General features: G+C 57.0%; 18 protein-coding genes and 5 pseudogenes. 11 read left to right on the top strand and 12 right to left on the bottom strand.

The window, feature by feature from the left end; genetic code table 11:
• Positions 1–9 precede the first annotated feature (9 nt).
• From A4R29_RS05095 to A4R29_RS05075, 5 genes are all read left to right on the top strand, one after another.
• Positions 10–948, top strand: coding sequence for an ABC transporter permease (locus A4R29_RS05095; RefSeq protein ID WP_063171359.1), 939 nt, complete (start codon positions 10–12; stop codon positions 946–948).
• A gap of 1 nt (position 949) precedes the next feature.
• The gene (locus tag A4R29_RS05090; RefSeq protein ID WP_082827319.1) at positions 950–1,843 is read left to right on the top strand and encodes an ABC transporter permease; all 894 of its coding nucleotides are present in this window, start codon (positions 950–952) and stop codon (positions 1,841–1,843) included.
• On the top strand, positions 1,840–2,853 hold the full coding sequence (locus tag A4R29_RS05085) for an ABC transporter ATP-binding protein (RefSeq protein WP_063171358.1): 1,014 nt from the start codon (positions 1,840–1,842) through the stop codon (positions 2,851–2,853). The genes A4R29_RS05090 and A4R29_RS05085 overlap by 4 nt, the downstream gene beginning before the upstream one ends.
• Complete coding sequence (locus A4R29_RS05080) at positions 2,850–3,869, top strand: ABC transporter ATP-binding protein (protein WP_063171357.1); 1,020 nt, start codon at positions 2,850–2,852, stop codon at positions 3,867–3,869. Before A4R29_RS05085 ends, A4R29_RS05080 begins: the two co-directional genes overlap by 4 nt.
• A 72-nt stretch (positions 3,870–3,941) precedes the next feature.
• A complete protein-coding gene (locus A4R29_RS05075) occupies positions 3,942–5,666 on the top strand; it encodes a CocE/NonD family hydrolase (protein ID WP_244506900.1) in 1,725 nt (574 codons plus the stop codon).
• Positions 5,667–6,528: 862 nt separating this feature from the next.
• On the opposite strand, the gene A4R29_RS05070 is transcribed toward A4R29_RS05075, so the two are convergent.
• The 4 genes and pseudogenes from A4R29_RS05070 to A4R29_RS05060 form a co-directional block, all read right to left on the bottom strand.
• The gene (locus A4R29_RS05070) at positions 6,529–7,287 is read right to left on the bottom strand and encodes a class I SAM-dependent methyltransferase (RefSeq protein ID WP_063171355.1); all 759 of its coding nucleotides are present in this window, start codon (positions 7,285–7,287) and stop codon (positions 6,529–6,531) included.
• A gap of 351 nt (positions 7,288–7,638) precedes the next feature.
• A pseudogene (locus A4R29_RS35570) lies at positions 7,639–7,762 on the bottom strand (IS5/IS1182 family transposase); the annotation flags it as partial.
• An 86-nt stretch (positions 7,763–7,848) separates the two neighbouring features.
• A complete protein-coding gene (locus A4R29_RS32720; protein WP_161491072.1) occupies positions 7,849–8,205 on the bottom strand; it encodes an acetate--CoA ligase family protein in 357 nt (118 codons plus the stop codon).
• Positions 8,206–8,525: 320 nt separating this feature from the next.
• Positions 8,526–9,068 (bottom strand): annotated as a pseudogene (locus A4R29_RS05060) (transposase); the annotation flags it as partial.
• Positions 9,069–9,144: 76 nt separating this feature from the next.
• Between A4R29_RS05060 and A4R29_RS05055 the strand changes: the two are divergent.
• The gene (locus A4R29_RS05055; protein WP_063173582.1) at positions 9,145–10,362 is read left to right on the top strand and encodes an ATP-grasp domain-containing protein; all 1,218 of its coding nucleotides are present in this window, start codon (positions 9,145–9,147) and stop codon (positions 10,360–10,362) included.
• A gap of 692 nt (positions 10,363–11,054) precedes the next feature.
• Here A4R29_RS05055 and A4R29_RS05050 read toward each other — a convergent pair.
• From A4R29_RS05050 to A4R29_RS05040, 3 genes are all read right to left on the bottom strand, one after another.
• Positions 11,055–11,939 carry a MurR/RpiR family transcriptional regulator gene (locus tag A4R29_RS05050; RefSeq protein ID WP_063173581.1) on the bottom strand — a complete coding sequence of 295 codons (885 nt, stop codon included), beginning with the start codon at positions 11,937–11,939 and terminating at the stop codon, positions 11,055–11,057.
• A 161-nt stretch (positions 11,940–12,100) separates the two neighbouring features.
• On the bottom strand, positions 12,101–13,153 hold the full coding sequence (locus A4R29_RS05045; RefSeq protein WP_063171353.1) for a KamA family radical SAM protein: 1,053 nt from the start codon (positions 13,151–13,153) through the stop codon (positions 12,101–12,103).
• 147 nt (positions 13,154–13,300) lie between these two features.
• On the bottom strand, positions 13,301–13,939 hold the full coding sequence (locus A4R29_RS05040) for a hypothetical protein (protein ID WP_145923736.1): 639 nt from the start codon (positions 13,937–13,939) through the stop codon (positions 13,301–13,303).
• A gap of 538 nt (positions 13,940–14,477) precedes the next feature.
• Here A4R29_RS05040 and A4R29_RS05035 point away from each other — a divergent pair.
• Positions 14,478–15,662, top strand: a complete 1,185-nt coding sequence (locus A4R29_RS05035; protein ID WP_063171351.1) for an IS256 family transposase — start codon at positions 14,478–14,480, stop codon at positions 15,660–15,662.
• A 514-nt stretch (positions 15,663–16,176) separates the two neighbouring features.
• Here the strand turns inward: A4R29_RS05035 and A4R29_RS34025 are convergent.
• Together A4R29_RS34025 and A4R29_RS05030 are read right to left on the bottom strand one after the other, a co-directional pair.
• Positions 16,177–16,419, bottom strand: a pseudogene (locus tag A4R29_RS34025) (IS110 family transposase); the annotation flags it as partial.
• 387 nt (positions 16,420–16,806) lie between these two features.
• The gene (locus A4R29_RS05030) at positions 16,807–17,565 is read right to left on the bottom strand and encodes a class I SAM-dependent methyltransferase (protein WP_063171350.1); all 759 of its coding nucleotides are present in this window, start codon (positions 17,563–17,565) and stop codon (positions 16,807–16,809) included.
• Between the two features lie 307 nt (positions 17,566–17,872).
• Here A4R29_RS05030 and A4R29_RS34895 point away from each other — a divergent pair, with 307 nt between their 5' ends.
• Both A4R29_RS34895 and A4R29_RS32715 read left to right on the top strand, forming a co-directional pair.
• Positions 17,873–18,019 (top strand): hypothetical protein, encoded by a 147-nt coding sequence (locus tag A4R29_RS34895; RefSeq protein ID WP_244506899.1) that lies wholly within the window; start codon positions 17,873–17,875, stop codon positions 18,017–18,019.
• A 21-nt stretch (positions 18,020–18,040) separates the two neighbouring features.
• Positions 18,041–18,469 carry a recombinase zinc beta ribbon domain-containing protein gene (locus A4R29_RS32715; RefSeq protein ID WP_244506898.1) on the top strand — a complete coding sequence of 143 codons (429 nt, stop codon included), beginning with the start codon at positions 18,041–18,043 and terminating at the stop codon, positions 18,467–18,469.
• 724 nt (positions 18,470–19,193) lie between these two features.
• On the opposite strand, the gene A4R29_RS05015 is transcribed toward A4R29_RS32715, so the two are convergent.
• Positions 19,194–21,587 (bottom strand): GcvT family protein, encoded by a 2,394-nt coding sequence (locus tag A4R29_RS05015; protein WP_063173580.1) that lies wholly within the window; start codon positions 21,585–21,587, stop codon positions 19,194–19,196.
• A gap of 111 nt (positions 21,588–21,698) precedes the next feature.
• Between A4R29_RS05015 and A4R29_RS05010 the strand changes: the two genes are divergently transcribed.
• Positions 21,699–22,604 carry a MurR/RpiR family transcriptional regulator gene (locus A4R29_RS05010; protein WP_244506966.1) on the top strand — a complete coding sequence of 302 codons (906 nt, stop codon included), beginning with the start codon at positions 21,699–21,701 and terminating at the stop codon, positions 22,602–22,604.
• A 335-nt stretch (positions 22,605–22,939) separates the two neighbouring features.
• On the opposite strand, the pseudogene A4R29_RS35565 reads toward A4R29_RS05010, so the two are convergent.
• Positions 22,940–23,116: pseudogene (locus tag A4R29_RS35565) on the bottom strand (phosphotriesterase family protein); the annotation flags it as partial.
• A 734-nt stretch (positions 23,117–23,850) separates the two neighbouring features.
• Between A4R29_RS35565 and A4R29_RS35560 the strand changes: the two are divergent.
• Entirely contained in the window at positions 23,851–24,120 is a 270-nt protein-coding gene (locus A4R29_RS35560; protein WP_063171347.1) for an acyl-CoA carboxylase biotin carboxyl carrier protein subunit, read from the top strand.
• 114 nt (positions 24,121–24,234) lie between these two features.
• On the opposite strand, the pseudogene A4R29_RS32710 reads toward A4R29_RS35560, so the two are convergent.
• Positions 24,235–24,395: pseudogene (locus A4R29_RS32710) on the bottom strand (IS6 family transposase); the annotation flags it as partial.
• Between the last annotated feature and the right edge of the window lie 413 nt (positions 24,396–24,808).

The following is a 24,808-nucleotide window of genomic DNA, read 5'->3' as shown; positions in this document are numbered from 1 at the left end:
CTAGGAAATATGTGGCTCTACCTCCTCAAAAGGATCGTCCTCGCGGTCGCAATTATTGCGATTGCGGTGATGTTACTGTTCCTGATGATCAGGGCAGTGCCCGGCGATCCTGCCGCGGTTATGCTCGGTCCGCGCGCGACGCTCGAAATGAAGGCGCAGCTTCATCAGCAGATGGGACTGGACAAGCCCTTTATCGTGCAGATCGCTACTTTCTTCGGCGGGCTGCTCCACGGCGATCTCGGCTTCGACGTATTCAGCCGTAGACCTGTGGCCGACATCGTATTCGAGCAACTGCCCTATACGATAGAACTGATTTTGGTCTCGATCTTCTGGGCGGTCGTAGTAGCTGTGCCGCTCGGCTGCTACTCGGCGATGCGGCGCAACTCTTTGGTAGACCAGGTGGCCGGGATTATTACAGTCGCCTCGATCGCAATTCCTTCCTTCGTGGTGGCGGTCTACGCGCTGCTGATTTTTGCCGTGACTCTGCGCTGGTTGCCAGCCATCGGAGCCGGCAATGGCATCTGCGATGGGCTTGTCCATCTCATCCTGCCAGGCTTCGCCATAGGGATTGGCTGGGTCGGCTACATTTCCCGACTGGTGCGCGCGTCGATGCTTGAGGTGATGGGTGAAAACCACATACGAATGGCCCGCTCATTCGGGATTTCGGAATGGCGCATCGCTGCGCGTTATGCACTGCCGCTCGCCATCCTGCCGACCGTCACCATACTCGGGGTAGGCATAGCGTGGCTGCTTTCGTCCGCTGTCTTTATCGAGGTGGTCTTCGCGAGACCCGGCATCGGCGCGTTAATCGTGAATGCGGTCAATACGCGAAACTATCCGATAGTGATGGGCACAGTGCTCGTCAGCACGTTCCTTATCCTTGCCGCTACGACGCTCTCCGATCTGGTCAACGCATTTCTCGATCCGCGAACCCGGGAAAAGCTTTGACATGGTAAGGGTTGAAGCCATCCGTCCCGAACCCAACGATGCAATGGCTACCGGCGCCTTTCGCTCCTTTTTCCAGCAATTTCGCAAAAACCCTTTGGGCATGCTCGGAGCAGTGCTTGTCATACTCATAGCAGCAAGCGCGATCTTCGCTCCGCTGATGATCACGCATGATCCGATCCGGATCATGGTCGGACCCCGTCTTTCCGCACCTTCACTGGATTTTTTGCTCGGCACGGATCAGCTCGGTCGAGACACATTCTCGCGAATGGTTATGGGCGGCCGCATCCCGCTGCTCGTTGCTTTCGCCTCTCTCGGCAGTTCACTGGCGGTCGGCCTAGTCCTCGGTTTGCTTGCAGGGTTCGGTCCTCGCTGGCTCGACAATTTGCTCCTGCTTTTCTTCGATACAATCCGCTCGTTTCCAAGTATCATTTTCGCGCTGGCCATGATCGCGCTCCTGGGACCAAGCCTGGGGAGCGTCGTTCTAGTCATCGCAATCACGTCCATGCCCATTTATGCGCGTGTCGTACGCACCCAGACAGAAGCGCTACGTAGCAGTGAGTACATCGCCGCAGAGCGCAGCATGGGCGCCGGCACGACGCGCATCCTGGCCGTGCACGTACTGCCCAATGTCCTCGGCCCGCTTCTCATTCTGGTGAGCATGGACGTGCCGGCCGTCATCGCCGTGGAGGCGGGTCTTAGCTTTCTCGGCATGGGCGTGCGCCCGCCGACCCCTGATTGGGGAGCTATCCTCAACGATGGTTATAACTACATCAATGCGACGCCCTGGCTGGTCATCGCCGGCGGCATTCCGATCGTCGTCGCCACGCTTGGCTTCACATTCCTAGGCGAGGCGCTGCGCGACATATTCGATCCCAAATTGCGGAAAGACCTATGAGACGCGACGATCTGATACGGTATACGTGCCGACCGCTTCTTGAGATCCGTGGCTTGAATCTCGAGTTCGGTACGCCGCGTGGGCGTGTCCATGCCCTGCGTAACGTTTCGCTCGACGTCCCTGCCGCCCAGGTGGTTGGGATAGTCGGTGAGAGTGGATCTGGAAAATCGACGCTCGCATATACAGTGATGGGCCTCCTTTCCGAAAATGCAGATGTGACAGCCGGCAGCATTCTGTTCGAAGGTAAAGATCTGCTCAAAATTCCCACTCAGGAGCGCCGGAGCCTGCTCGGCGATAGACTTTCGATGATTTTCCAGGACCCGATGACCGCGCTCAATCCCGTGCGGACCGTCGAGAGTCAGATGATCGATATCCAGCACCACGAACAAGGAAGCCGCAGCGAAAAGCGCGCTCGTGCCATCGAGATGCTTCACCGGGTCGGAATTCCCGATCCCCAAAGCCGTATCGGCGCCTATCCGCATCACTTCTCTGGCGGCATGCGTCAGCGCGTTTGCATTGCCATGGCGCTTCTTGTGAAACCAGCGATCCTCGTCGCCGACGAGCCAACCACTGCGCTCGATGCAACGCTGGAAGTGCAGATCATTCACCTTCTCAAAGACTTGCAAAAAGAGATCGGTTGTTCGGTCCTTTTCGTATCCCACCATCTCGGCGCGGTGGCTGAGCTGTGCGACCGGGTCGCTGTTATGTATGCGGGCGAAGTGGTTGAGCAGGGGTCCGTACGGGACATCTTCCACAATCCCGGTCACCCCTACACGCGCGCGCTGCTTGAGTGCGATCCCGGGCGTTTAAAAAAAAGCACACGCACTTTGCCGACCATACCCGGCGAGGTGCCCAATCTGCTGGGCAGCAAACAAGGCTGCCTCTTTCGCTCACGTTGCGGGCAAGCGTTCAATCGCTGTGTGCAAGATAATCCGGTCGAGTACCGCATCGGCGTGGACCAAGTCGCCCAATGCCATCTCCTCGACCAAGGAAGGTCGGCTTCGGCATGAGAGCGCTGCTTCGGGTTGAGGACCTGCGCGTCCGCTTCCGCACTATGGGTCCGCTGAAAGCGCTCGCTTCCGGCACCAAAGCCCCTTTCATCGACGCAGTATGCGGTGTGTCGTTTGAAATCCGCAAGGGCGAGACACTGGCACTTGTCGGTGAAAGCGGTTCAGGCAAATCTACGATTGCGCGCACGATCATCGGCTTGCAGCGGGCTGTGAGCGGCAGCATCAGCTTCGACGGGCAGGAAATTGAGGCGCTCAGCGCGGCCGAACGCAAGCCCTACTTGCGCCGCATGGCGATGATGTTCCAGGATCCGGTCGGCTCACTTTCGCCTAGGCTGACGGTTCGATCGCTGCTGACCGAGCCTTTCCGGATCCATGGATTAAAGGATCGCAATGCCGGAGCCGAAGCCGAGCGTCTGCTTCGGATGGTCGGCTTGCCGGCGGATTTCGCTCGCCGCTATCCCTATCAGCTTTCCGGTGGTCAGGCTAGGCGCATCGGCATCGCGCGTGCTCTTGCGCTGAATCCGGACTTGATCATTGCCGATGAGCCGACGGCGGGCCTCGACGTGTCAGTGCAGGGCGAGGTGCTCAATCTTCTCTCGCGGCTTCAGGGCGAACTCGGCATGGCGATCCTGATTATCACGCACAATCTCAACGTCGTGCGCCATATGACCGATCGAATGGCAATCATGTATCTCGGCCGGTTTATTGAGGTTGGCTCAACCGAGCGGATCTTTGAGCACCCGCGTCATCCCTACACCGAGGCGTTGCTTGCGGCCAATCCCGAGCCTGATCCGGACGCGGTGCTGAACCGAATAGAGCTCAAGGGTGAGGTGCCGAGCCTGATGCGACGGCCATCCGGCTGCGAGTTCCACACCCGTTGCCGTTACGCGCAGGATATCTGCAGCCGCGTCTTCCCCGAACCATCAACAAACCCCGATGACACGCATCACAGCTTCAAATGCCATTTCCCCCTCGGGGGCGAAACAGCGCCGCTGGGAGCAACGACAAATAAATAGGAGGATCCGCAAATGGTAGTTAGCTGCAGCGTTGGTGAGCCTGACGTCGCGTGCGATATTGGCTACGTGCCCATGAAGGACGGAATGCGCATTGCTTACGTTTCATATCGACCGAAAGCCAGCTGCTATCCGACGGTTTTTGAGTATACTCCGTATTCGTCAAGTATACGACCGTTCGACCTCGCGAAGCACTTTTTGGACGCAGGCTATGCTTTCGTCGGAGCCAATTTTCCCGGGACGGGTTGCTCGGAAGGTCTCATCGACACGTGGTATGACCGCAAAGTTGGAGAGTCAGGCGCCGAAGTGGTCGAATGGATCGCCAAACAGCCCTGGAGCGACGGCAATGTGGGGATGGTCGGCAACTCATTCGGCGGCGTCTCTCAGTTTAAAGTCGCGGCAGAGCGTCCCCCTCACTTAAGGGCCATCACGCCGGGGGGCATCGGCGACGGCTATGAGGATATGACCTACGTCGGTGGTATGATGATGCTGGGCATGATGGATTGGGCCATCACCACTGAGTTAGTCGAGGGTCCGAACGGCGCACAGCAGCGGATCATTCTGGGCGATACGGAGTGTTCTGCAATCCGCGGAAGCAAAAGGCAGGTCGTTAAGCATTCATTTTTTGAGGAGATGCGAAGGCACCCCCTGAAGGATGAATGGTGGGAATCAGTTTCTGTGGCCTGCAAGGATGTCGCCGGCAGGGTCAATGTCCCCACGCTAATGATGGCGGCGTCACAAGACGAATGGGGCGCAGCCGCTCGGCAAAGTGCCCGGATATTTACTCAGCTCATGCGGGACGTGCCCCACAAACGACTTGTCATGGCGAACGGCGACCACTCAGCCACTACGCTTAACGGCTATAACAGCTATAGCATTATAGATGCCGAACGGATGAAGTGGCTGGACCGTTGGGTAAAGGGTGTCAAGAATGGTATAGAAAACGAGCCGCCAGTGACCGTCTATTGGGAGGTACAGATGGCCGGTGGCGATCCTAAGAAGTCGGTTGCGGGGTGGGTTACACATCACAACACCTGGCCAGAACCGGCGGTCGAGCGCCGTCCCTTCTACCTCACGGCTGACGCCAAGATTTCTCCTGACATGCCTTGTGGTAGCCCCAACGCTGGCTTCCGAGCGTACCTCTATCCGACGGGTGTGGAACTCCTCGGTTACGGAGACATTCACGGAGACAGCCAAAAATTCCAGGTTCGACCCCATCAGACAGGAGTATTGAACTACCGGATGGCCCCGGCCACCTCAGATATAGTCTTGCTTGGAAACCCGGAGGTCACTCTCTATGTCAGCATCGATAACGGAGATGACGCCGACTTCGAATTGACACTGAAAGATATCGACCCCGAAGGCAACCAACTCTTCCTGCAATCGGGCCTGCTACGTGCTTCGCTGCGCGCCATCGACAAAGAGCGGACGTACGAGGACGAAGTTGTTCACTTATTTACCCAGAGCGAAAAGCTCGTACCCGGCGAAATCTATGAGATTCGGATGTCTTTGCTTTCGCCAATCGCTCACGTCGTCCGCCGAGGCCACAGTCTCGAACTGACTATCGGCGCACCAAATCCGATTCCGCACCGGGAAGCAGCCAGCATTCCTGCAGGCGACGTTTCGGTTAACAAAGTCTATCACTCGGAGAAGTATACCTCAAGGATCCTCCTTCCCATCATACCCTCGGCGAAGGCGCAAGCGCCTGCACCCGAATGCGGCACCCTGCAAGGCCAGCCCTTTCGAAAGGGCATGCGGTTTGTCCACGGAGGGCTGCCGATTCCGTGGCCTTCGATGTAGGCAACCCCTCGTCCTGGAGCGGATTAGTAGGCTCCCAACCGGCAAGATAGCAATATACGGTGAGCCGACCTGCTTTTGCCACCCGTCGTGGTGATCCGGCTACCATCACAGCGCATGATGTGGTTGTGTGGGGAAAGTTCTGCAAAAAGGCGATCATACTGATTGACCGTCGTGGCCGCCTCCCGATCCGGCACAGCGCAATCACGCTCTTCTCCAGTCCACAGATACACATTGAGTTCAAGTCATGACGTCGGATATGCAAACATGAAAATTGTCTTCGAGACGTTCCTGGAAAGGCAATCGGAAAGCGGTGGAATAAAGCGGATTTTCGCGAAGCCATGGTTGTGCGGCCGCAGGACCCGAGGTTGATCACCTTCGCCTATCTGCCCATGAGAGATGGCACTGACTTTGTTTCGAGATAGGGGAGCGGGTTGAGTTGAGTCCGGGTTTCGAGATAGGGGAGCGGGTTGAGTTGAGTCCGGCGAAATGCGGACCTTCGATCAGCGCAGCGTCGGAGCCGGTTGCGGTGATGACCTCGGCATAGGCTGCCGGGGTCTGGTGGCTTAGCGAGGCCTCGCAGTGTTGAAGTCCTCCATCCATTTAGCAACTGCGGGCGTAATCCAGGCCGAGGAACAATTTCTTGTTCAAGAGCTCATCGCGCAAGTGCGGCGCGGCAATCAACGTGAGAGTGCATATTGCCTCACGTAACAATACTTAAGCTCTTCGCCCTTAGTAAAACGTGTGTATAGGCCGCGCCCCGAGCGGGAAGCGGCTGTTGAAGCTGTGCTCCGCGTCAGACCGGAAACGGCAGGTCGTGGCTGGCCGGCGCCTTCGGCCGGCAAGCAGCACGGCTCGCAGCCATCTACTTATACGCGATTACGACAAGACGCGGGCCATAGGGTGTAAACTCTGCGCCTTCCTGTCCATAGACTTCAACAGAATCGAGCCCCGCGCTTTGCAACATACGAACGCATTCGGAATACCCATATTGTCTGACAGAAAGACGCATACGTCTCACGGAACCACCACGGACGACGATCCTTTCGCAGTTTAGACGATCGGTCAGCGGGTCGTTGTTGTCTGTGTCAATTCTTAGATCATCGTCGCGCTGCAGTATGGCATAGCTAGGCGACTGCTTGCGCAGCAAAGAGTAGCGATTGATCTGATCGATCAGCAGACGACCGCCCTTTCGAAGTGAAGCAGCGGCTTCATAAAGGACTCTCTCATTATCAGCTTCATCGAAATAGCCAAACGTCGAATACCACAGAAAGGCGGCGTCAAACCGATCCCGCCAGGGGAGTGAGCGCATGTCGCCAAGAACATACTCAACATCCACGTTCCGTTCAGCCGCATCCGCTTCCGCTTTTTTCAGCAAAATCGGCGAGGTATCCAAGCCCGTTACTCGCGCGCCTTTTTCCGCCAACCGATTGGTAATCCGCCCATACCCGCATCCGAGTTCAAGAACTGGGCTGCCATGTCCAAGTGAAAGAAGCTTCCAGATCGCTCCTGCTTCCCGGTCGCTTTTCTCAGGCGGATTGACGAGGTCGGCGAAATGCAAATAATCTTCACTGAAGTACGTTTCAAGTTCAGATGGGGCATGTAGCGCTGCGGCATCGTCCATTTGAGTAGTCCCTGTTGGCGTTGTGCTTCGTTTGGATTATTCGATCTGCGAAAGAGGATATCTTGAATGCCTGCATTGTTTTGGCATGTAACCGGATATGTTGAAAGAAAATATTTGTTAATGTTTCGTTAAGTTTTGCAATACGCAGAAATAGATAGTAAACGTCGGTGAAGGTTTAGCTTTCGAGCCTTCGTCTCGCATCAGCAGCCTTGCGGAACAGGGTGCCCAAGGTCTATTGGTAGGGGCCTGCGCGGAGCGATGCGCCTTGACGTGATTGCTTCGATGGGTAGCTCCGGAACAGGTCCGGCAGCAGCCATCTTGTCGAAGATGCGCTACCAGATGCGGCGTTGCGACCACACGATTTTGGATTGTGGTTGGCGGACCAGGCTGCAGGCACATCGCGGCAGCGGCAGCCGGTCTTGAGGACATGCGTGCCCGAAATCACCGTGCGATCATCAACCCTGGGCTTCCCCCTTTGAGCCGTCACGTGCCGCCGCCTCGAAATGCGAACGAATTCGCCCATCGCCAAGGCCTCGCTGGAGTTAAAGTATTTGACGGCAATTAGTGCATGGCGGCTGTCATTTTCCGACCAACCTCATCGATCGGATTGATACCGCTTTCATTGATACCGCTTTCGTTGGCGATAATCGGATTGATGTCGAGCTCCGCAAGATTTTCCATTCTCAAGACCGCCATAGACAAGGACGAGATGAAGTTGGCGATAGATAGCTTGTCGAATTCGGAAAGCGCCTGAAACCCGTCGAACATCTTCGCAATTCGCGCTTCCTCAATCATGTTCAAAGCTTCCTCGGGAGAAATCGGCGCCGCGCGGAAAGTCACGTCTTTGGCCGCTCCAACAAGCACACCCCCTGAGCCGAACAGACACCACCGGACCGAAGACGGGATCGTGGATAGCATCCACGAACAATTCCGCATCGCGATTCACCAGCGGCGTGATGATGAAACCGTACTTTTGCAGCGGACGCGTGTGGCGTGTCATAGGCCTCCCGATGCCTCCACAGCCTCGCGCCCCGTCTCCCGCGTTACCCCTAGTCTAGTTTCCGTCCATAAACGTGCGTATTTCAGTGCATTTACAATAAGTTGCGCGCGATTGAAGGCGCCTTGACGGGCGCGGACGGGTCGAAGAGTGCTGTCTGTCGCCAAAATAGTGTCACCGGCGCGTGCGGTGGCGGCCGGCATGGGTCGGCGCGGGACAACCTGCGATCCCCAGGGGCAGTTCAGGTCCGCTGGAGGCGGGTGAAGATGACGAGGTTGTAGGCCACGACCGAGGACCAGACGTAGGTCTTGAAGTGATTGAGGCCGCGCCAAGTGCAACGCGCCAAACCGTAAGCACGCTTGAGGCATGGAATGCCGGCCTCGATGCCGGCGCGGAAGTTGCGCAGCTTGCGATAGACCCACTTGCTTCTAACCAGGTCCTTGATCCTCAGGTCAGATTTCTTGTGGATGGCCATGTCGCAAACGCCCTACGCTTTCGCGGCGCGAGTGGCGAAGCCACTGTCGGCGGTCGCCTGCCGTGGTGCCTGACCATAGAGGGCGATGTGGCGCAAAAGCATCGGCAGCAGGCGGTCGCTGTCGGCTGGGTTGCCTGCTTCGATCATCAGATCGAGGATCATGCCGCTCCTGCCGGTGGTGAGGTTGAGCTTGTGGCCGTATTCGGTATCGCAGCTGCCTTTGATGATGATATCGGCATGCTCTTCGAACAGGCTGACCAACTTCTCGCCGGCGGGCACCGGCTCGCCGGCCAACACCCGCCGCTCGCTGACAATGGTATCTTCGCCGTCAAGCGGCCAAGAAAACGGTGGGACCGCGGCCAGAACGCAACGTTGAGCACAGCGAATGGCAAGAAGAGACCTGCTTGAAGGCACGAGGTCAAATGGCTTGCTATACGTTCAAGCAGCCCAGCGTCTCGGTCTTCGTCCAATTACCCTGTCGGCTGATCCAGCTCAGTACGACTATCTTGTAGCGGAAAGCGTTGAGGCAATCCGTGTGGATACTGACAATCTCGAAGCGCTAATCCGCGAATGCTCCCTAGTAGCTGCGACCTGTGACATTACTGGCATTACAACCTCCTACGAGTCCTTCTGCGCGACAGTCGGCAAGCTCTGCCGCCGTTTCGGTCTGCCGGGACCAAACCCCGCATCAATTGAACAATGCTGCGACAAGTTGAGTCAACATCAGATCCTCGCCCAAGCCGGCGTTCCAATCCCTGATTATCGCTTAGTAACGGATGTGGCGGACGTAAAAGGCGCTGCCGCGGAGATCGGGCTCCCGGTTGTTCTCAAGCCGGCCGTAGGCAGCGGCAGTAGCGGTGTCCGATTGTGCCGCGACGTAGATGAATTGGTTGAGCATAGCACCTATCTTTTGGGTGGACAGCATTTATGGGCGTCTTCGCGGAGGATACTAGTCGAAGAATTCGCACAAGGCCCGCTTTACTGGGCTACTATGATGGGAGATGAGGTGATTGGGATTGAAGCCTCTGAGTTCGGCCCCCTACCGCATTTCGTCTATCGTGGAGGCATCTTTCCAGCACCGCTCGCCAATGACCAGCATGAGCGCATGGCCGATGTTTCGCTGAGCTGTTTACGCGCTCTCGGCCTTGGCTGGGGGCCAACACACGTTGAATTCCGGTGGACGAAGCGTGGCCCAGTCGTCATTGAGGTTAATCCGCGTCTTGGCGCCGGTCCCCTAGTGGTTCAATTGGCTTATGGAATCGATCTCATCACTGAACACATCAAGCTTGTAGTCGGCGACGAATGGGATTTGCCCAGAAGAAATTCGCACATTGCGGCTTGGCGGGGTCTACTTCCTGATCGCGATGGCACTCTCGATTGGATAGACGGTGACAGTCAGGCTGCGGCTATTTCAGGTGTCGCCCAGGTGAGGTTGTATGTCAGACCCAAGATGCCGATCGTCAGGAAAGGCGATTACCGAGACTCTATGGGAACTGTTATTGCAGTTTCGCCTCATCTCGCCCAGACCAAGGCGATACTTCAGCGTGCGGTCGACTTGATTGACTGGTCGATCACACCATTTCCAACCATTGGCGAACAGTAATGATGTGCCGCCCTCGTACCGCCGCCGCCGAGGTGAACCCGCTAATCGTCCGAACGGGCTCTTGCGCGAAAATGTACGGCCGTCGCGAATTCCTTCACTCGGGCAGCAGGTAGCCGGGCTTGATGGCGCGGGCGAATCGAATTCTACTTGGGAGACGACGCTTTGGACGGCCGAATTTCGAAGCCGCCCAGTATTAGTCCGCGCGGAGCATCTGGAAGGCTCGCGGACCACCGCCGCCGCAGTGGAGCTTGCCGATCGAGATCGTTGGCATCGTTGTAGCCGGATCCAACCGCAAAGATGGCGTGCACAGAATCTGCTCATTGGGGGCGTCACCCGGCCGCGGGTTGCGGATCTTGGATCGCAGTGGCACCCGGTTATTAAAAGGGCTCCTCGGGAAAACTAATCCCTGCCATTGGTGGCGAACCTCACGCTATGCAGCCGCGTGATTTTTTCGACCTCACTGAAGCCGCCACAACCGCAGTCTTCTCGGCCGCCACCAAGCCTGACCGTAGCCTTGATGCGGCCTGAGCGAGCCGACGAAGAAGCCGAACGCTACCTCACGCGTGTCGGCGAAGGCATCGAACCCCTGTTGACCACCTACCAGGAATATCTCCTGTCTCTTGGACGAACTGCGGCCCCGCATTCCGCGATCGAGCCGCGGGCCCTATCACTTGCCTGCGATTGGCCGAGGCCTACTGGTTACGTCTGATTCGTTTTAGATGCGTGTTAAGCGCTGCGAGTTGTTTATTGAAGCGCTCGATGGGTTCCAGTACCTTGTCACCCCCACCGGCCGCAACCAGAAATCCAAGAACCTCAGCAATTGCGAAAGCAGGGGTCATCGTATGAAATAACGATGGACTATTCGTCGGAACCACCACGGCCGTTTTTGCAATTCGCGCCAATGGCGAGACCTCACTATCCGTAATAGCAATAACTGCGACTCCAATCGACTTAGCGTAATATGCTAGTTCAAACGTTGCTCTAGTATACGGGTGTACACTTACAACGAGTAAAACATCTTCTTCACAAGAGTTTTTTAGGCCGTCCCCTCCTATTCCTGCCGCGCAGTCCAGAGATACTGATTTATCGCAGACCATACTTATTAAGTATTGGAAATGCCAAGCTACTGTATGACTTGAGCGCAGTCCAAGACAGTATATTTTGCGGGCCTTAGCCAAAGATGCTGCCGCAGACACTACCCGATCAAGGGAGGGCGCCTTCGCAAGCTGTGCAATGTGCCATGTGACCGACTTGAGCATCTCCGCAGCAAGCGCGTGATCGTCCTTTTGCTTTCGGTTCGCAACCTGTTTTCCTGCCATTCCTGGCAATCGAGCACCAGCATCCCGCACCGCTTCAGCGTACATGTTGCGGATCTCGTCGAACCCCCCCAGCCCAAGATGCTTAGCAAGGCGCGTCATCGTTGCAGGTTGTACGCCTGCTTGCCGGGCCTGTTCACGCATCGAAAGAAGAGCCACGTCACATGGCCGATCGAGAATAAAGCGGGCGGCGTTCTGCAGTTGCGCCGACATACCATCGAAAGCCTTGAGGAGTGTCTCCCCGAGCGGTCCCTCTTTAATAGCCATGCTTACCTAGTCTTGTTGCGTCTTCTGGAATTGCCACGCTGCAATCTGGTAGCACGGGCAAATCCTCCAGGCCGCTTCACTGCGGAATTACATGAAACGCCGGCGTTTGTGCTGCTCTCGCTTCGCGAGGCAATCAGCATTATGCGCCTTTCGATTCATCCTTCGGGCAAATCGTCCAACCAGCAGGCGCCCTCGCGGTTCGGCCTGGAAAAAATTTTTCCAATCTTTTCTAGGCTCTTGTTTTGATGATACCGCATGTACACGCGGCCATTGGGTTCGAGATCAAGGATCTCGATTTTTCCGGTGTAATGGGACATGATGTATTTGAATGTCTTTTGGATGCCGCTGAGACGTTGGTTTATGCCGTGCGTAATTTCTAGTCCGCGCCGCAGTGAGACCTGAAAATGGGATGCCCCTTTCACCGGCCTGCCCTGGAAAAGATAATAAGGCTGGACGCCTATTTGGTGACACTTGGCGAAGGTCGCCGCCAAGATTTCTGGATCGTCGTTGACTTTCGCTAGAAGCACGGCCTGGTTGAGAAATTGTACACCTTCTGCTCGCAAAGCGCGAATGTTACGCTCCGCATCGACCGAGATTTCGCCGATGTGGTCGAAATGTGTGACGACGATCGCGGCTTTACCTGCTTCATGGATCCGTTGAAACAACGCCGGTAGAGCGCGATCTTCGAACCGTTTCGGCTCATATGCTAGCATTTTTGTGCCAAATCGAATCGAATCCAAATGTGGGATCGGCAGCAGGTGATCGAGGATGTCGTTCAGTTTTCCGGTGCTGAGCACAAACGGGTCGCCACCCGAGAGCAGGACGTTAGTCATCTCAGGATGGCCGCTAATATATTGCGCAATCCGTGCGAAATCAGGTGCAATTTCGTCCGAGTCGTTACCGACAATGCGTTTGCGAAAACAATAACGGCAGTATGAGGCGCAACGGGCGGTCACCAGTATCAATCCGGTCCGGGCGTACTTGTGCTGAAGTCCGCGCACGACCGTGTTTTCATGTTCGCCGCTCGTATCCAGATTGCCGGGGCTGTCAAACTCCCTGAGTGAGGGCTCCACAATGTATTTGAGCTGGTCGTAGTAACGGCTGTCAGTGATCTGTTCATGATAAAATTTTGTCACTTGATAACGCGTGATGCCGTTATCTCGCAACTCACCTTCGGTAACGACCCTCGTTTGCTCGATGAAATTCATGACAGTCCGGGCCCGGGCAATAGTTAAGGAAAGACGATTGAGGCGGGTAAGCGTGAGGCGCCGCGGAAGTCGTCGGCGACAACGACGTCAGCGTCAACGCCCTACCCGCCGGCAGATTCACTGACGGCCTCGCCCTCGCAACGCCGGCTAAGTCTTCAGCTGAGCGGCCAGGTCTCCGTGGAGCGCGAACTGGCAACTCCTGTAGTCCTGCCGCACCGGAGGCGGGCGATTCGTCGGCAGCTGTAGCAACTTTGATGTGCCCGAAGTCATCCGAAGCTTGTATCCCGTCTGACGCCCAACGCTCTTCCCCGCTATCCAAATCATGTGGCCCGCATACGGCAGTCGGTGCCGGTCCGAGGCCGCGGCGGCTAACTCGCTAAGCTCTCCGGCCAGGATCTTTTGTGACCAGTCGTCCACAACCATCTGGTCTATAGAGATCGGCAGCACGTGATGGTTTGCCGTCAGCGCTCCATGGTGATTCAGGTCCGCGAGTATCGCATCCGCTGCCGCCGTCCGACCGCCCTCCGCCCCGCAGGTGGCACCAAGCACCTCATCACGTGTCACCAAAACGCCAAAGACCTCCGTCGCACCGAGGTCGCTGGGAAGCGGTAGCTCTATCTGGACGGGACAGGCCTCGCTACCCAACGCTAGACGCCACAATGACCACACCCGCTGAGGAAATGACAGCAGCACCCGGAACGGACGCGCTAAAGCAACAAATGGCGAGATCGCACTCAGGAATGCAGTGTCTGTGGCATTGATTTGGATCGTTCGGTCAGTTTTCATGAAGGCCTCCTTGGCGGAGCCTGCGAAACCGTTCTCGTCGGTAACGCAATGCTCGGCGCGTACTGTGCAAACGGCATGCCACTCGAGAGGTTGTCCACGCGAAAGGAGCAAAACCCTACGTTCAGCGCTCCCCGGAATACTTGGGCCTCAGCATGTAGGGTTCCGAACATCGACACTGTCAACACGCGGACGTCCAGACGGTCGCCAAATGGTCGTCACTCGGCATGCCGAGCACAACATCCTGAAGTGCCCACGAGGCAACTCCTGACGCCCGACCACCCGGCAATGCACGGCCGCTTCTTCGATTAGCGTTCAAGGGAATGTGCCGGCTGCGGTCTTGCCTCGCTTTGCCAGTCTGGTGGGCGCTGCTCGCACCACTCCGGCACGGCCTCGCCAACATGAAGATCCAGGCCCATCTCAAGGCCGCGATTGTCACTTCAAGTGCTTGGCAACCGCGGGTAGTGTGCTGAGAGTTCTGCAAATTCGCTGAGAGAGGGCGGTTGTTCACGTCACCTGATTCCCGCGAAGGAACGCCACCATGACCAATATTGAAAGTAAGACCACCAGCGCTGCCGTCAAAGACATTCTGCTTTCGAACCCAGACGGACTTCACGAAGTGATCCGAGCGGTGATGCAGGAGGTGCTCGAGGCCGAGATGGACGAGGCGTTGGGCGCTTCGAAGAGCGAGCGCACATCGGAGCGGCTCGGCTATCGCTCGGGCTATTACGGCCGCACCCTTGTCACGCGGGTCGGCAAGCTTGAGCTGCGGGTTCCACAGGACAGGGCCGGCCGCTTCTCCACCGAGCTTTTCGAGCGCTACCAGCGTTCGGAGCGGGCGTTGGTGGCGACGCTCGCGGAGATGTATGTGCAGGGCGTGTCGACCCGCAAGGTCAAGGCGATCACCGAAGAGCCGTGCGGCCATGCCTTCTCGGCCTCGTCGATCTCGGCCATCAACAAGCGGCTGGACGAGAGCCTTGCTGCCTCCCTTCAAGAGCCGTTTCCTTACCTCATCCTCGATGCCCGCTACGAGAAGGTGCGCGAAGCCGGCGTTGTCATGAGCCAGGCGGTGCTGATCGCGGTCGGCATCGACTGGGATGGGCAGCGCCAGATCCTGGCCGTCGAGATGGCCAATCGCGAGAGCCGCTCGGCCTGGAGGGATTTTCTCGTCTCACTGAAGGCACGCGGCCTCAAGGGCGTCGAGTTGGTCGTGTCCGACGATCATGCCGGCCTGGTCGCGGCGATCGGCGAGGTGATCCTGGAAGCAGCCTGGCAGCGCTGCTACGTGCACTTCCTCAGGAACGCCCTCGATCATCTGCCGCGCAAGCACGGCGACGACTGCCTGCAGGAGTTGCGCTGGCTCTACGACCGACGCGATCTCGCTGAGGCCAGGGCCGATCTCGCCGCATGGCTCGCCAAATGGTCGCCTCGCTATCCGCGCCTGACAGGCTGGGCCGAGGATGCCATCGAACAGACCCTGACCTTCTTTTGCCTGCCGAGACAGCATCACAAGCATCTCAAGTCCACCAAGATGCTCGAACGGCTCAACGAGGAAATCCGCCGGCGCACCTACGTCGTACGCATCTTCCCCAACGCCGAAAGCTGCCTTCGCCTCGTCAGGGCCTTGGCTGTCGAGACCAACGAAAACTGGATGGAGGCCAACCGCTACATCAACATGGGCGACCTGCGCGAGCACAAGAAACTCGCTCTACGCCAAGCCGCATGACCAGCATTATGCCCGCCCCAATTTGCAGAACTTGACGCACACAACCCAACCGCGTATTTGCACAATCCGTCGAAGGCTACCCCAGTTCAGCGGTCGGCAACAGCAGACGCAAGCTGACGGTCATGCCAGCTCATCGCGGACGGCGGACCACGTCTCCGTTAAGGCAGACCGCCGAAAGGAGTTCTTTAACGGGCCCAGGTAGCGGCGCTCCCAGGTGTTGAGAGCATCTTCGAGACCGCCGCGTGAGGTGAGACGCAGTCCGCCGCGCTCTTCACACCATAGCCGGCGCCCGTGGAGTGTCAGGAACGGTTTGCGGGCGGGCAGTTGAACATATGCCGCCATCGCCCTAATGAAGCGCTCGGCAACAGATGCGGCGAATGGGCCTTGGTCCACTCACGTGGCGGCACTTTCACTCTTTCTCATATCGATGAGAGATCAGATAGAGCAACTTGGTCGTCACCTCCACATGTGATGCATGATGAAGGCGAGCTTGCGGACAACAGCAATTCGGGCTCGGGCCATACCGACCGGGGCGATGAGCTTCGGGCAGCCCCTTGTTCCGATTGGCGTGCTCGACCCGCTCCGCTGTCAGCGTCTTGCGCTCGCGGCAGATCCGGCGGCGATCCTCCCCTTGTGGGGTCGTTGCTCGAACCATTGCGCACACCCGCGGCTCGCCTCGCTTATAAGCCAGCAGCGCGCGCACCAGAGCTTCCCATCGGTCTGTCTGGTTCGCCCATCGACCCCGGCGTGTTCGCCGCTAGGTTTCTCCGCCCGCAATAGGAGCTCGCAGGCGTTCAAGCGATTGTTAGCAGGTGGTGCGCGGGCCGTATCGCTCCGGCAGGTCGAGTTATGGCGCACCCCATCGATAGAGGACTTTACCCATATGCCGGCCGCACACGCAATTCCTGAAAGTCCAGGGTTTGAGCGGCCTACCTTCAGCTCCATCAGCCGCTCGGCGGCAAAGCCGATCAACTCGCGCCAGATAATGGCGTCGGGGACCCTCTCCACCAGCGCGCGCAATCATCACGTCGTCCGTCATTGGTGGTTCTTCGAATCAGGATGGTGCAGCAACCCGGCCTCACCGGGAACGTCGGCACCGTTCGAAGCTAAGTGCGATCAAACTTCAAATCGGCCTGGTAGCCATCTACTTATACGCGATTACGACAAGACGCGGGCCATAGGGTGTAAACTTTGCGCCTTCCTGTCCATAGACTTCAACAGAATCGAACCCCGCACTTTGCAACATGCGAACGCATTCGGAATACCCATATTGTCTGACAGAAAGACGCATACGTCTCACGGAACCACCACGGACGACGATCCTTTCGCAGTTTAGACGATCGGTCAGCGGGTCGTTGTTCATTGTGTCAATTCTCAGATCATCGTCGCGCTGCACGAGGTCATAGCTAGGCGATTGCTCGCGCAGCAAAGAGTAGCGATTGATCTGATCGATCAGCAGACGACCGCCCTTTCGAAGTGAAGCAGCGGCTTCATGGAGGACTCTCTCATTGTCAGCTTCATCGAAATAGCCAAACGTCGTATACCACAGAAAGGCGGCGTCAAACCGATCCCGCCAGGGGAGTGAGCGCATGTCGCCAAGAACATACTCAACATCCACGTTCCGTTCAGCCGCATCCGCTTCCGCTTTTTTCAGCAAAATCGGCGAGGTATCCAAGCCCGTTACTCGCGCGCCTTTTTCCGCCAACCGATTGGTAATCCGCCCATATCCGCATCCGAGTTCAAGAACTGGGCTGCCATGTCCAAGTGAAAGAAGCTTCCAGATCGCTCCTGCTTCCCGGTCGCTTTTCTCAGGCGGATTGACGAGGTCGGCGAAATGCAAATAATCTTCACTGAAGTACGTTTCAAGTTCAGATGGGGCATGTAGCGCTGCGGCATCGTCCATTTGAGTATTCCTTGTTGGCGTTGTGCTTCGTTTGGATTATTCGATCTGCAAGAGGATATCTTGACGCCTGCATTGTTTGGCATGTAACCAGACGTGGTGAAAGTCAATATTTGTTAATGTTTTGTTGAACTTTTAATAAACTTCGAAATACATTTCAACTTGGCGCGCTGTCAGGCTTGCTTCCTCAACCTTCGTCTCTGCAAGACGCCGTGGCCTGTCAAGAAGATGCCCGAATGTCTAAACTCTGAACTTTTTCGGTCAGAACCGGCGCCCCGCGGGCCGCGACAAGATCGAAAAGGACGCCAATTTGCGCGTGCGCGACGCGATCGCCTTGGTGTTCTCCCGCTTCGCTGAGATACAAAGCATCCGCCAGGTCCACCTCTCTTTGCGCAGCGACGGCATCGTGCTGCGTTGCGTCAGCTACTCGCGAGAGGGCGGCCGCACTATGGTGTAGAGGCTGCCCGTCTACAACACGGTGGACCACATCCTGACTAATTCGATCTATGCGGGCGGCTACGTCTTCGGGCGGACCGGCAGTCGCGTGACAATCGCAAATAGCTGCGTGCGCGGCTTTCGCAAACACCAATCCGAATGGGAGGTCTTGCTCGTCAACCATCACGAGGGTTACCTCAGTTGGGCGGAATACGGAAGGAAGCAGCGCCTGATCGCGGACAACGCGAACGGTAAGGGCATGATGATCGCTCGCGGCGCGTTGCGGCGAGGCGAACTACTCGGCGGTCTGCTGCGTTGCAGTCATTGCGGGCGCAAACTCCATGTCGCCTATAGCGGCAGGAACGGCAACACTGGGCGCTATCACTGCCGCGGCGCGCAGTTGAACCACGGCACCGACCCGTGCATCTCGTTCGGCTCGCCGGGGGCCGGGGCCGTTGGCGCGAAGTCATAGGTCGTTAGCTCCGGCGCGGCGGATAGATACCAGTAGGTGTCGCGAACATTGGCGTGCCAAGAAAGGTCCAGAGGACCGGCAGTTCCCGCTCGACATCTGCCCCCGCACGATAGCAAGCGACACGGTGAAGCCGGTCGCCCATGCCGGAGGGGGGGTAGGCGACAATAGCTGCACCGACTTCGTGGCGTAGCGGCATCACCGCTGGCCACCGTCCCTTGCCGTGAGCGAGGGCACTGCCCGGCTGCCAATCGACATCGTCAAGACTGAGCCCGGGACCTCGCTGGCGCGCAAGCCCAGCTTGGCCAGCGCATCAAAACCGGTAGTCGCGCAGCCCCATTGCAGTGGTCCGACCGCATGCATCGAGAACCACCTGAATCTTGGCTAGCAAGCCGCCAGCGACGGATTGACGGCACACAAAGGCTCAAGGCCACCAAACGAAGCCCTTCGGATGCAAACAGCGCAGGAAAGGGGAAAGGGCGCAAAATCCCGCACTCGCCTTGCTGCTGTCGGCGGAGCCATCGAGAGCACGTCGCTCGACTAACCGATGACCATCTCTGGGGTGAGCGCTGCAAACCATCTGCGCGATGATACGACCGTCGTCAACGAAGCGCGAGAGGCCTTGCCAGCGCGAGAGAGTGTAGCGGATCGCCTCGGCGACGAATGATGTGCAGCTGGGGTCGAACGTTGCAGCCAAGTTTGCTGTTGTCCGTGCCCAAAACAGACGTCAGTGTTTCATCCGCAAACTCTGTGGATCAAAGAGAGGGCCGATCGTAACCGTGGCATCGTGCATTTGCCGGGCTATATCAATTTGAACGCGTTCGCCATTCCTTAGCTGCTCACGAGTGTGTCCAAGACCTACGGGTTTGCCAACGCGGAAACCGAAGGCGCAAGAGGAGGTTTGTCCTAAGATACGGCCTTTGAAGTAGATCGGCTCATGCCCCAATGGAACAGCACTTTCGTCATCAAGCGAAAGGGAGATGATGTGCGAAACGTCCCCACGCGCGCGCCCAGCTTCCAATGCTTCTGCCCCGATGAACCCACCGCTTTTCCTGACCGCGAAGTCCAGACCAGCAGCGATCGGGCTAACGTCGCCATCCAATTCATGACCCATCGCACAGAAACCCTTCTCTATACGCATCGACGTTTGGGCAAACGTTCCAGCTGGTTGAGCACCTGCCGCCACCAACGCCGCATAGACTTCAGGCGCATCTTCCCGTCGGCACGTCATCTCCCATCCCGACTCTCCTACATAAGAGATGCGGGCGCCTCGCACGGGCCTTCCAACTAGTTGCGCAGTGCCATGCTTGAAATAAGCGACTTCGTTGAGTGCTCGGGCCCCGCATTCGCTGACAATCCTGGCCGAGTCCGGTCCCATCAGTCCAAGCACGGCATAGTCCTCGGTCACATCTTGCAATGTGACATCATAGCCATGAGAGTGTCGGTGAAGCCATGCGAGGTCGCGTTTGATCGCGGCAGTGCCGACGAATAATCGATAATGATCATCAGCAAGGCGCTGGGCGGTAAGGTCTGACTCAAACGTACCGCGCTCGTTAAGCATGGCCGTATAGATCACCGACCCTGGAGCGCGCGCGACGTGACCCGCACAGACGTGCAAAAGGAAACTCTCGGCATCCGGACCCTGGACGTCAATTTTGCCGAATGGCGAAGCGTCAAAAACCGCAGCTCGCTCATGTGCAGCCATGACTTCTGCACGGACGTTTTGGAACCAGTCCGGCCGATCGAAACGCAGAACGGGTTCTACTAGCTTGCCAAAATAAAGGGGCCGCTCCCAGCCAAAGAATTGGCCCATATGCGCCCTGGACTCGCGGTATTCCCTGTCGAGAGGGAGCGTTCGCAAGTCCCGAGCCGTTCTCAACTGCTTTCCAGGATAGGCAATGTCGTAATGCGTTCCGAGGATTTCTGGCGCCCGTGCCATCAGGTGTTCAATGTTGTTGAAAACCGGTGCGAAGCGCTTAGCGTCGGCTTCGGTTAGATCATATGCCGTTTGCCCATGGACAATGCAGTGAGCAAGGTTCATTCCTGCGCCGCCGCCGGAAGCTATACCCACGGAGTTCATGCCGCATCCAAGAAAGAGCCCTCGGGTCTCCGCCGTTTCGCCGAGCATAAAAGTGCCGTCTGGAGTGAAACTCTCCGGTCCATTCAACAGCATCTTTACCTCTGCGCTTTCTAGCGCAGGTAAGCGGTGCAGAGCGTTTATCATCATCGGCTCGAAGTGATCCCAGTCCTCAGGCAAGAGTCCGAATTCAAAGCTTTCATTCAGTATGCCCGGCGCAATTGGCTTGCCCAGGGGCTCGAAGCATCCGACCAATAGCCCACCCGAATCATCACGGATGTACAGGTGACTGTCGTGATCCGAGAGTGTCGGCGTGTTTCCTACAATCCCGTCGATTGGCTTGGTCAGTAAGTAGAAATGTTCGCAAGCAAGAGCGGGCACCTCGGCGCCTGCCATAGCCGCCACTTCACGGGACCAGAGACCAGTACAAAGGGCGATCGCGTCACACATGATCGTACCTTGGGCGGTTTCGACACCACGCACGCGACCATTTTCGGTGAGGATACCGATGACGCCGGTACGTTCGAATAGCTTGGCACCAAGATGCTTCGCTGCCTTAGCCAAAGCGGCACATACATCCGACGGAGACACGCGCCCATCGTCAGGCGACCAAACGGCACCAAGAACATCGTTACCATTCATGAGCGGCCAGCGCTCCTTCGCCTCCTCTGCAGAGATTGATCGCGCATTGATTCCATAAGCATGTGCGAGTGCTTCTTGCCGACGAATATGCGTTAGTCGGTCTGGGCTTGTCGCGATGGACAAAGATCCTTTCTGTATCCAACCTACGGACTGGCCCGTCTCCTTCTCGAGCAGCGAATAGAGTTCGACCGAATATTGAATCATTCGTGTCAAATTCCGAGAGTGCCGCAAAGCCCTGACTTGTGCTGCAGAATGCCACGTCGTGCCAGATGTCAACGCGTTGCGCTCGAGCAGGACTGCGTCTGTGACGCCCATCTTTGCAAGGTGATACAGAGTTGAGCAGCCCATGATCCCACCACCAATGACGATGACAGAAGCGTGAGAAGGCAGCGGATCGGCCAATGTCTTATCCTGATGCTGAATGCAGTTGAGCGCAAACTTTGGTGGCATGACCTTGCATAAAAAAACGGATCTAGTAAACATGCAAAAGAAATAACAAATGTTTTGACGACGGTGGTGCATTTGGATCCGACCCAAAAAAACCGTGTCTTAGCCGATCTCAAGGAGAGGCTTGGGAGCTTTCCAGGTAGGTTACGAACTGCTGCGAAGTATATCGTCGATCATCCGTCGGATTTTGGCCTCGATCCGATTCGGGAAACCGCACGAAAAGTTGGCGTCAGCACGTATACACTCGTGCGATTGGCTCAACGGCTCGGGTTCGAGGGATATGACGAGTTGCGCGAGCCATTTAGGCACGCGCTAGTCTCAGCCTCCGCCGTGCTCGATTATCCTGAGTGGATTAAACGTTTGAGAGATGGCGGGGAACTGGGACAGGTTCAAGCCGACGCCTCGACAAACGTCCTTGCAATTGTTCAGCGGTCCCTCGAACTTCAGGCATCCGACCAATTGCAACGAGTGGTCACAATGCTTCTGGATGCGAGGGTGGTCTACTTAACTGCCGTCAGGGCGAGCTACGCCATGGCCTACTACTTCCACTACGTTGGCCGCATGGCTTTGCCTACTTTGCAATTGGTGCCGCGTCATATTAATAGCGCGATCGATGAATTACATTCGGCTAGTCCAGGCGATGTTATGATCGCGATCACCTTTAACCCCTACTCTCGCGAAACAATCGACGCTTGCAAATTTGCGAGACGGAAGGGCGTGAAATTAATTCTGCTTTCTGACAGCGAACTGGTGTCCCCAGACTTCAAAGCAGACGAGACAATCATAATTTCTGTTTTATCGACCCACCATTTCGGCTGCTACGCTGGCGCAACAGCGGTGCTCGACATTCTCATTGCTTTGCTCGTTGCTCAGGGTGGGGAAACGGCCAAAGCGCGGATCAAGTCGTACGAAGATCTCCGCCGAGAAAATCAGGTCTACTGGGTTGCGCAAAAAAACGATAGTTTTTATTAAGACCCTTTCGGCAGAAGCTCGCCGCCAATGAAACGTCGGGGATTGTCCTTCCAAAATCACTCCGAGGTCTGCCTTGGTTAGACCTACCCCGGGCGTACAGCATCGGGATAAAAGTCCGAGAAAATGTAGGTATGGGGCTGCCAAAGCCCTTGTGAACTCAAGCGATCAACCTCGATTTTCTCCTCTGGAGCAGGGCGACGCGTTGTTGGCCTGCCAAGGACGCGATAGGCGCAGTCCATACTGATCATGATCTGTGCACTAAAGCCATCCGGCACTAGCTTTGCCACGTTGTCGGCACGGACGTCCCCTTGTTCGAATCCTATGTCGGATCCTCCTTATACAATGCGCCGATGGTAAGAGCGATCTGGGTTGGCACAGCAAGAGCCAATCAAGCAGCGGTGGGCGAAAACACCACCGGCCGCAAACAGCTCCTGCTGCTCTGGCCCCGCACAACCTCCTGTAGTGTGCGTTACTATCGGTACCCCTGTCATTTTCTGGGCGATGGAGCCGCGGCGACAAACTTCTTCTCCTGCTCAGTAATATCCGGAGCGCCTGTTGAGACCATGATCGCGCCGGCTTCACGCCGGTGGTGCCGGTCCCGTGATTGATCTCCCGAATGTACAGCTCCGCAATCTCCTCCGCGGTACGGGCTCGCCAGTAGGCCGGAAGCCCTCTTTTCCAGTCGTGAAAATTATCTGCATGCCGGATTTTCAGAGACCTCCTTCATTAGGAGGATGTCGCGACCGAGCTCGATAGGACAGGGTTCAGCGAATGTGCGTACCCCATAATCTACGCGCAGCTTCACCAATCGACGAACCGCCTCATCGACCAATGCGGGGCGGTCGAACGTGGCAAATGGATCGAACCAGGCCCGGGAAAGGCGATGAAACGATGCTCATGCATCAGCGTACGGCTCAAACCCTTCCACAGATATTGGTCCTGTTACTGTCTGGATCATGACGTGTTAAACCTCGAGGCGTGCTGTATGCAGGAGGCTGATGCCGCGCTTAATGAGTTTGCAGTGCTGATGGCACACGATGAGTTGTCAACTCCGCATTGCGCTCGGGCAAGCCCGGCAGCCGAGCAAGGCGTTCTGTAACTTTGCCAATCAGCTGCTCCGCTGTGTCTGCCCAAGCGGCATGGCAATACATTAGAAGACAAAAGCCCATCGGAACCGCCCATTCCCGCAGCCCGCGCCTCGCGTTGACCCGGTCGAATCAGCTTTTCAAGAGCTTCATCGAGATTGATGGCAAACGTCCCTCTACCGGGCTGCCAGCGGCGCTCTTTTTTGTGGAATCCCTCAGCTGCAGAGCTGCAGACAACAGCGGCTATCATTGGCCGCGTAAACACCAACGGGATCAGGGCGCCAATCCCGGGCACATTGCAGAAGTGGCTGATCGAGGATGGAACTCAGGTCGCGGATGGCGAGGCGGTGGCGGTGATTGAAGCGATGAAGATGGAGACGCGTGTGTCTGGTCCGAGACCGGGCCGGGTCCATATCATTGTGGAGCCCTGAGCCACGATTGCACTCGACACCGCACTGGCGAGGATTCACTGACAAAAAATTCAAACGCCGCACGGCGGACACTTCGGCGGGTCGCATTCGCCCGGGAGAGGCGGCATTTTGACGCTTGTTTACTTTTTGAAGTTCGAAAAGGCGCGCGAGTAGAACGTTCTGGTCCCTGGCGGTCCACTCACCAGTGAACCCGAACCATCCTCGAAGCCTGCGATGGTTCGGCGCGCCGTCTTGAACGATTGAAAGTCGCCAATCTTTGGCATGTTCTTCCTCACTCACTACGTTGGAATAACCTGTTTGGCAGCAGTGATGTCTGTGTGCACTCACTTCGGCGACGCTGCCAGCTGCGACCTGCGCCTAAGCGTTAGGCAAATCAGCGCAGTAGCCACACGCTTCGGAATGGGCCGATGGTGGTAGCCCGAAAGCATCTCTATTTGATCGGCAGCACTTCGGGAAGCGCCATCCCTCTTTTGGGTGAGAGGAAGCAAGTTGGCATAGGAGAGCACTTTTGCGCGCTACTTTTAAAGCGGTGTGCCGAAACAAGGAAGCATCTGCAATGCGACAGCAACTCGGAAGCAACGGGAGTACCGTGGGCCGTTCGGCCGTACATTGAACGGTCCTTGGCAGGCGGATCGTACTTCGCCACTCAACTGCCGGCTCACATCTCTGAAACCCATGCTGCGCCAGG

Source organism: Mesorhizobium ciceri biovar biserrulae (assembly GCF_001618845.1).
In the GTDB taxonomy this organism is placed as follows: Bacteria; Pseudomonadota; Alphaproteobacteria; order Rhizobiales; family Rhizobiaceae; genus Mesorhizobium; species Mesorhizobium ciceri.
The sequence above is the reverse complement of the archived record's forward strand: the minus strand, read 5'-3'. Positions and strand labels throughout refer to the sequence as shown.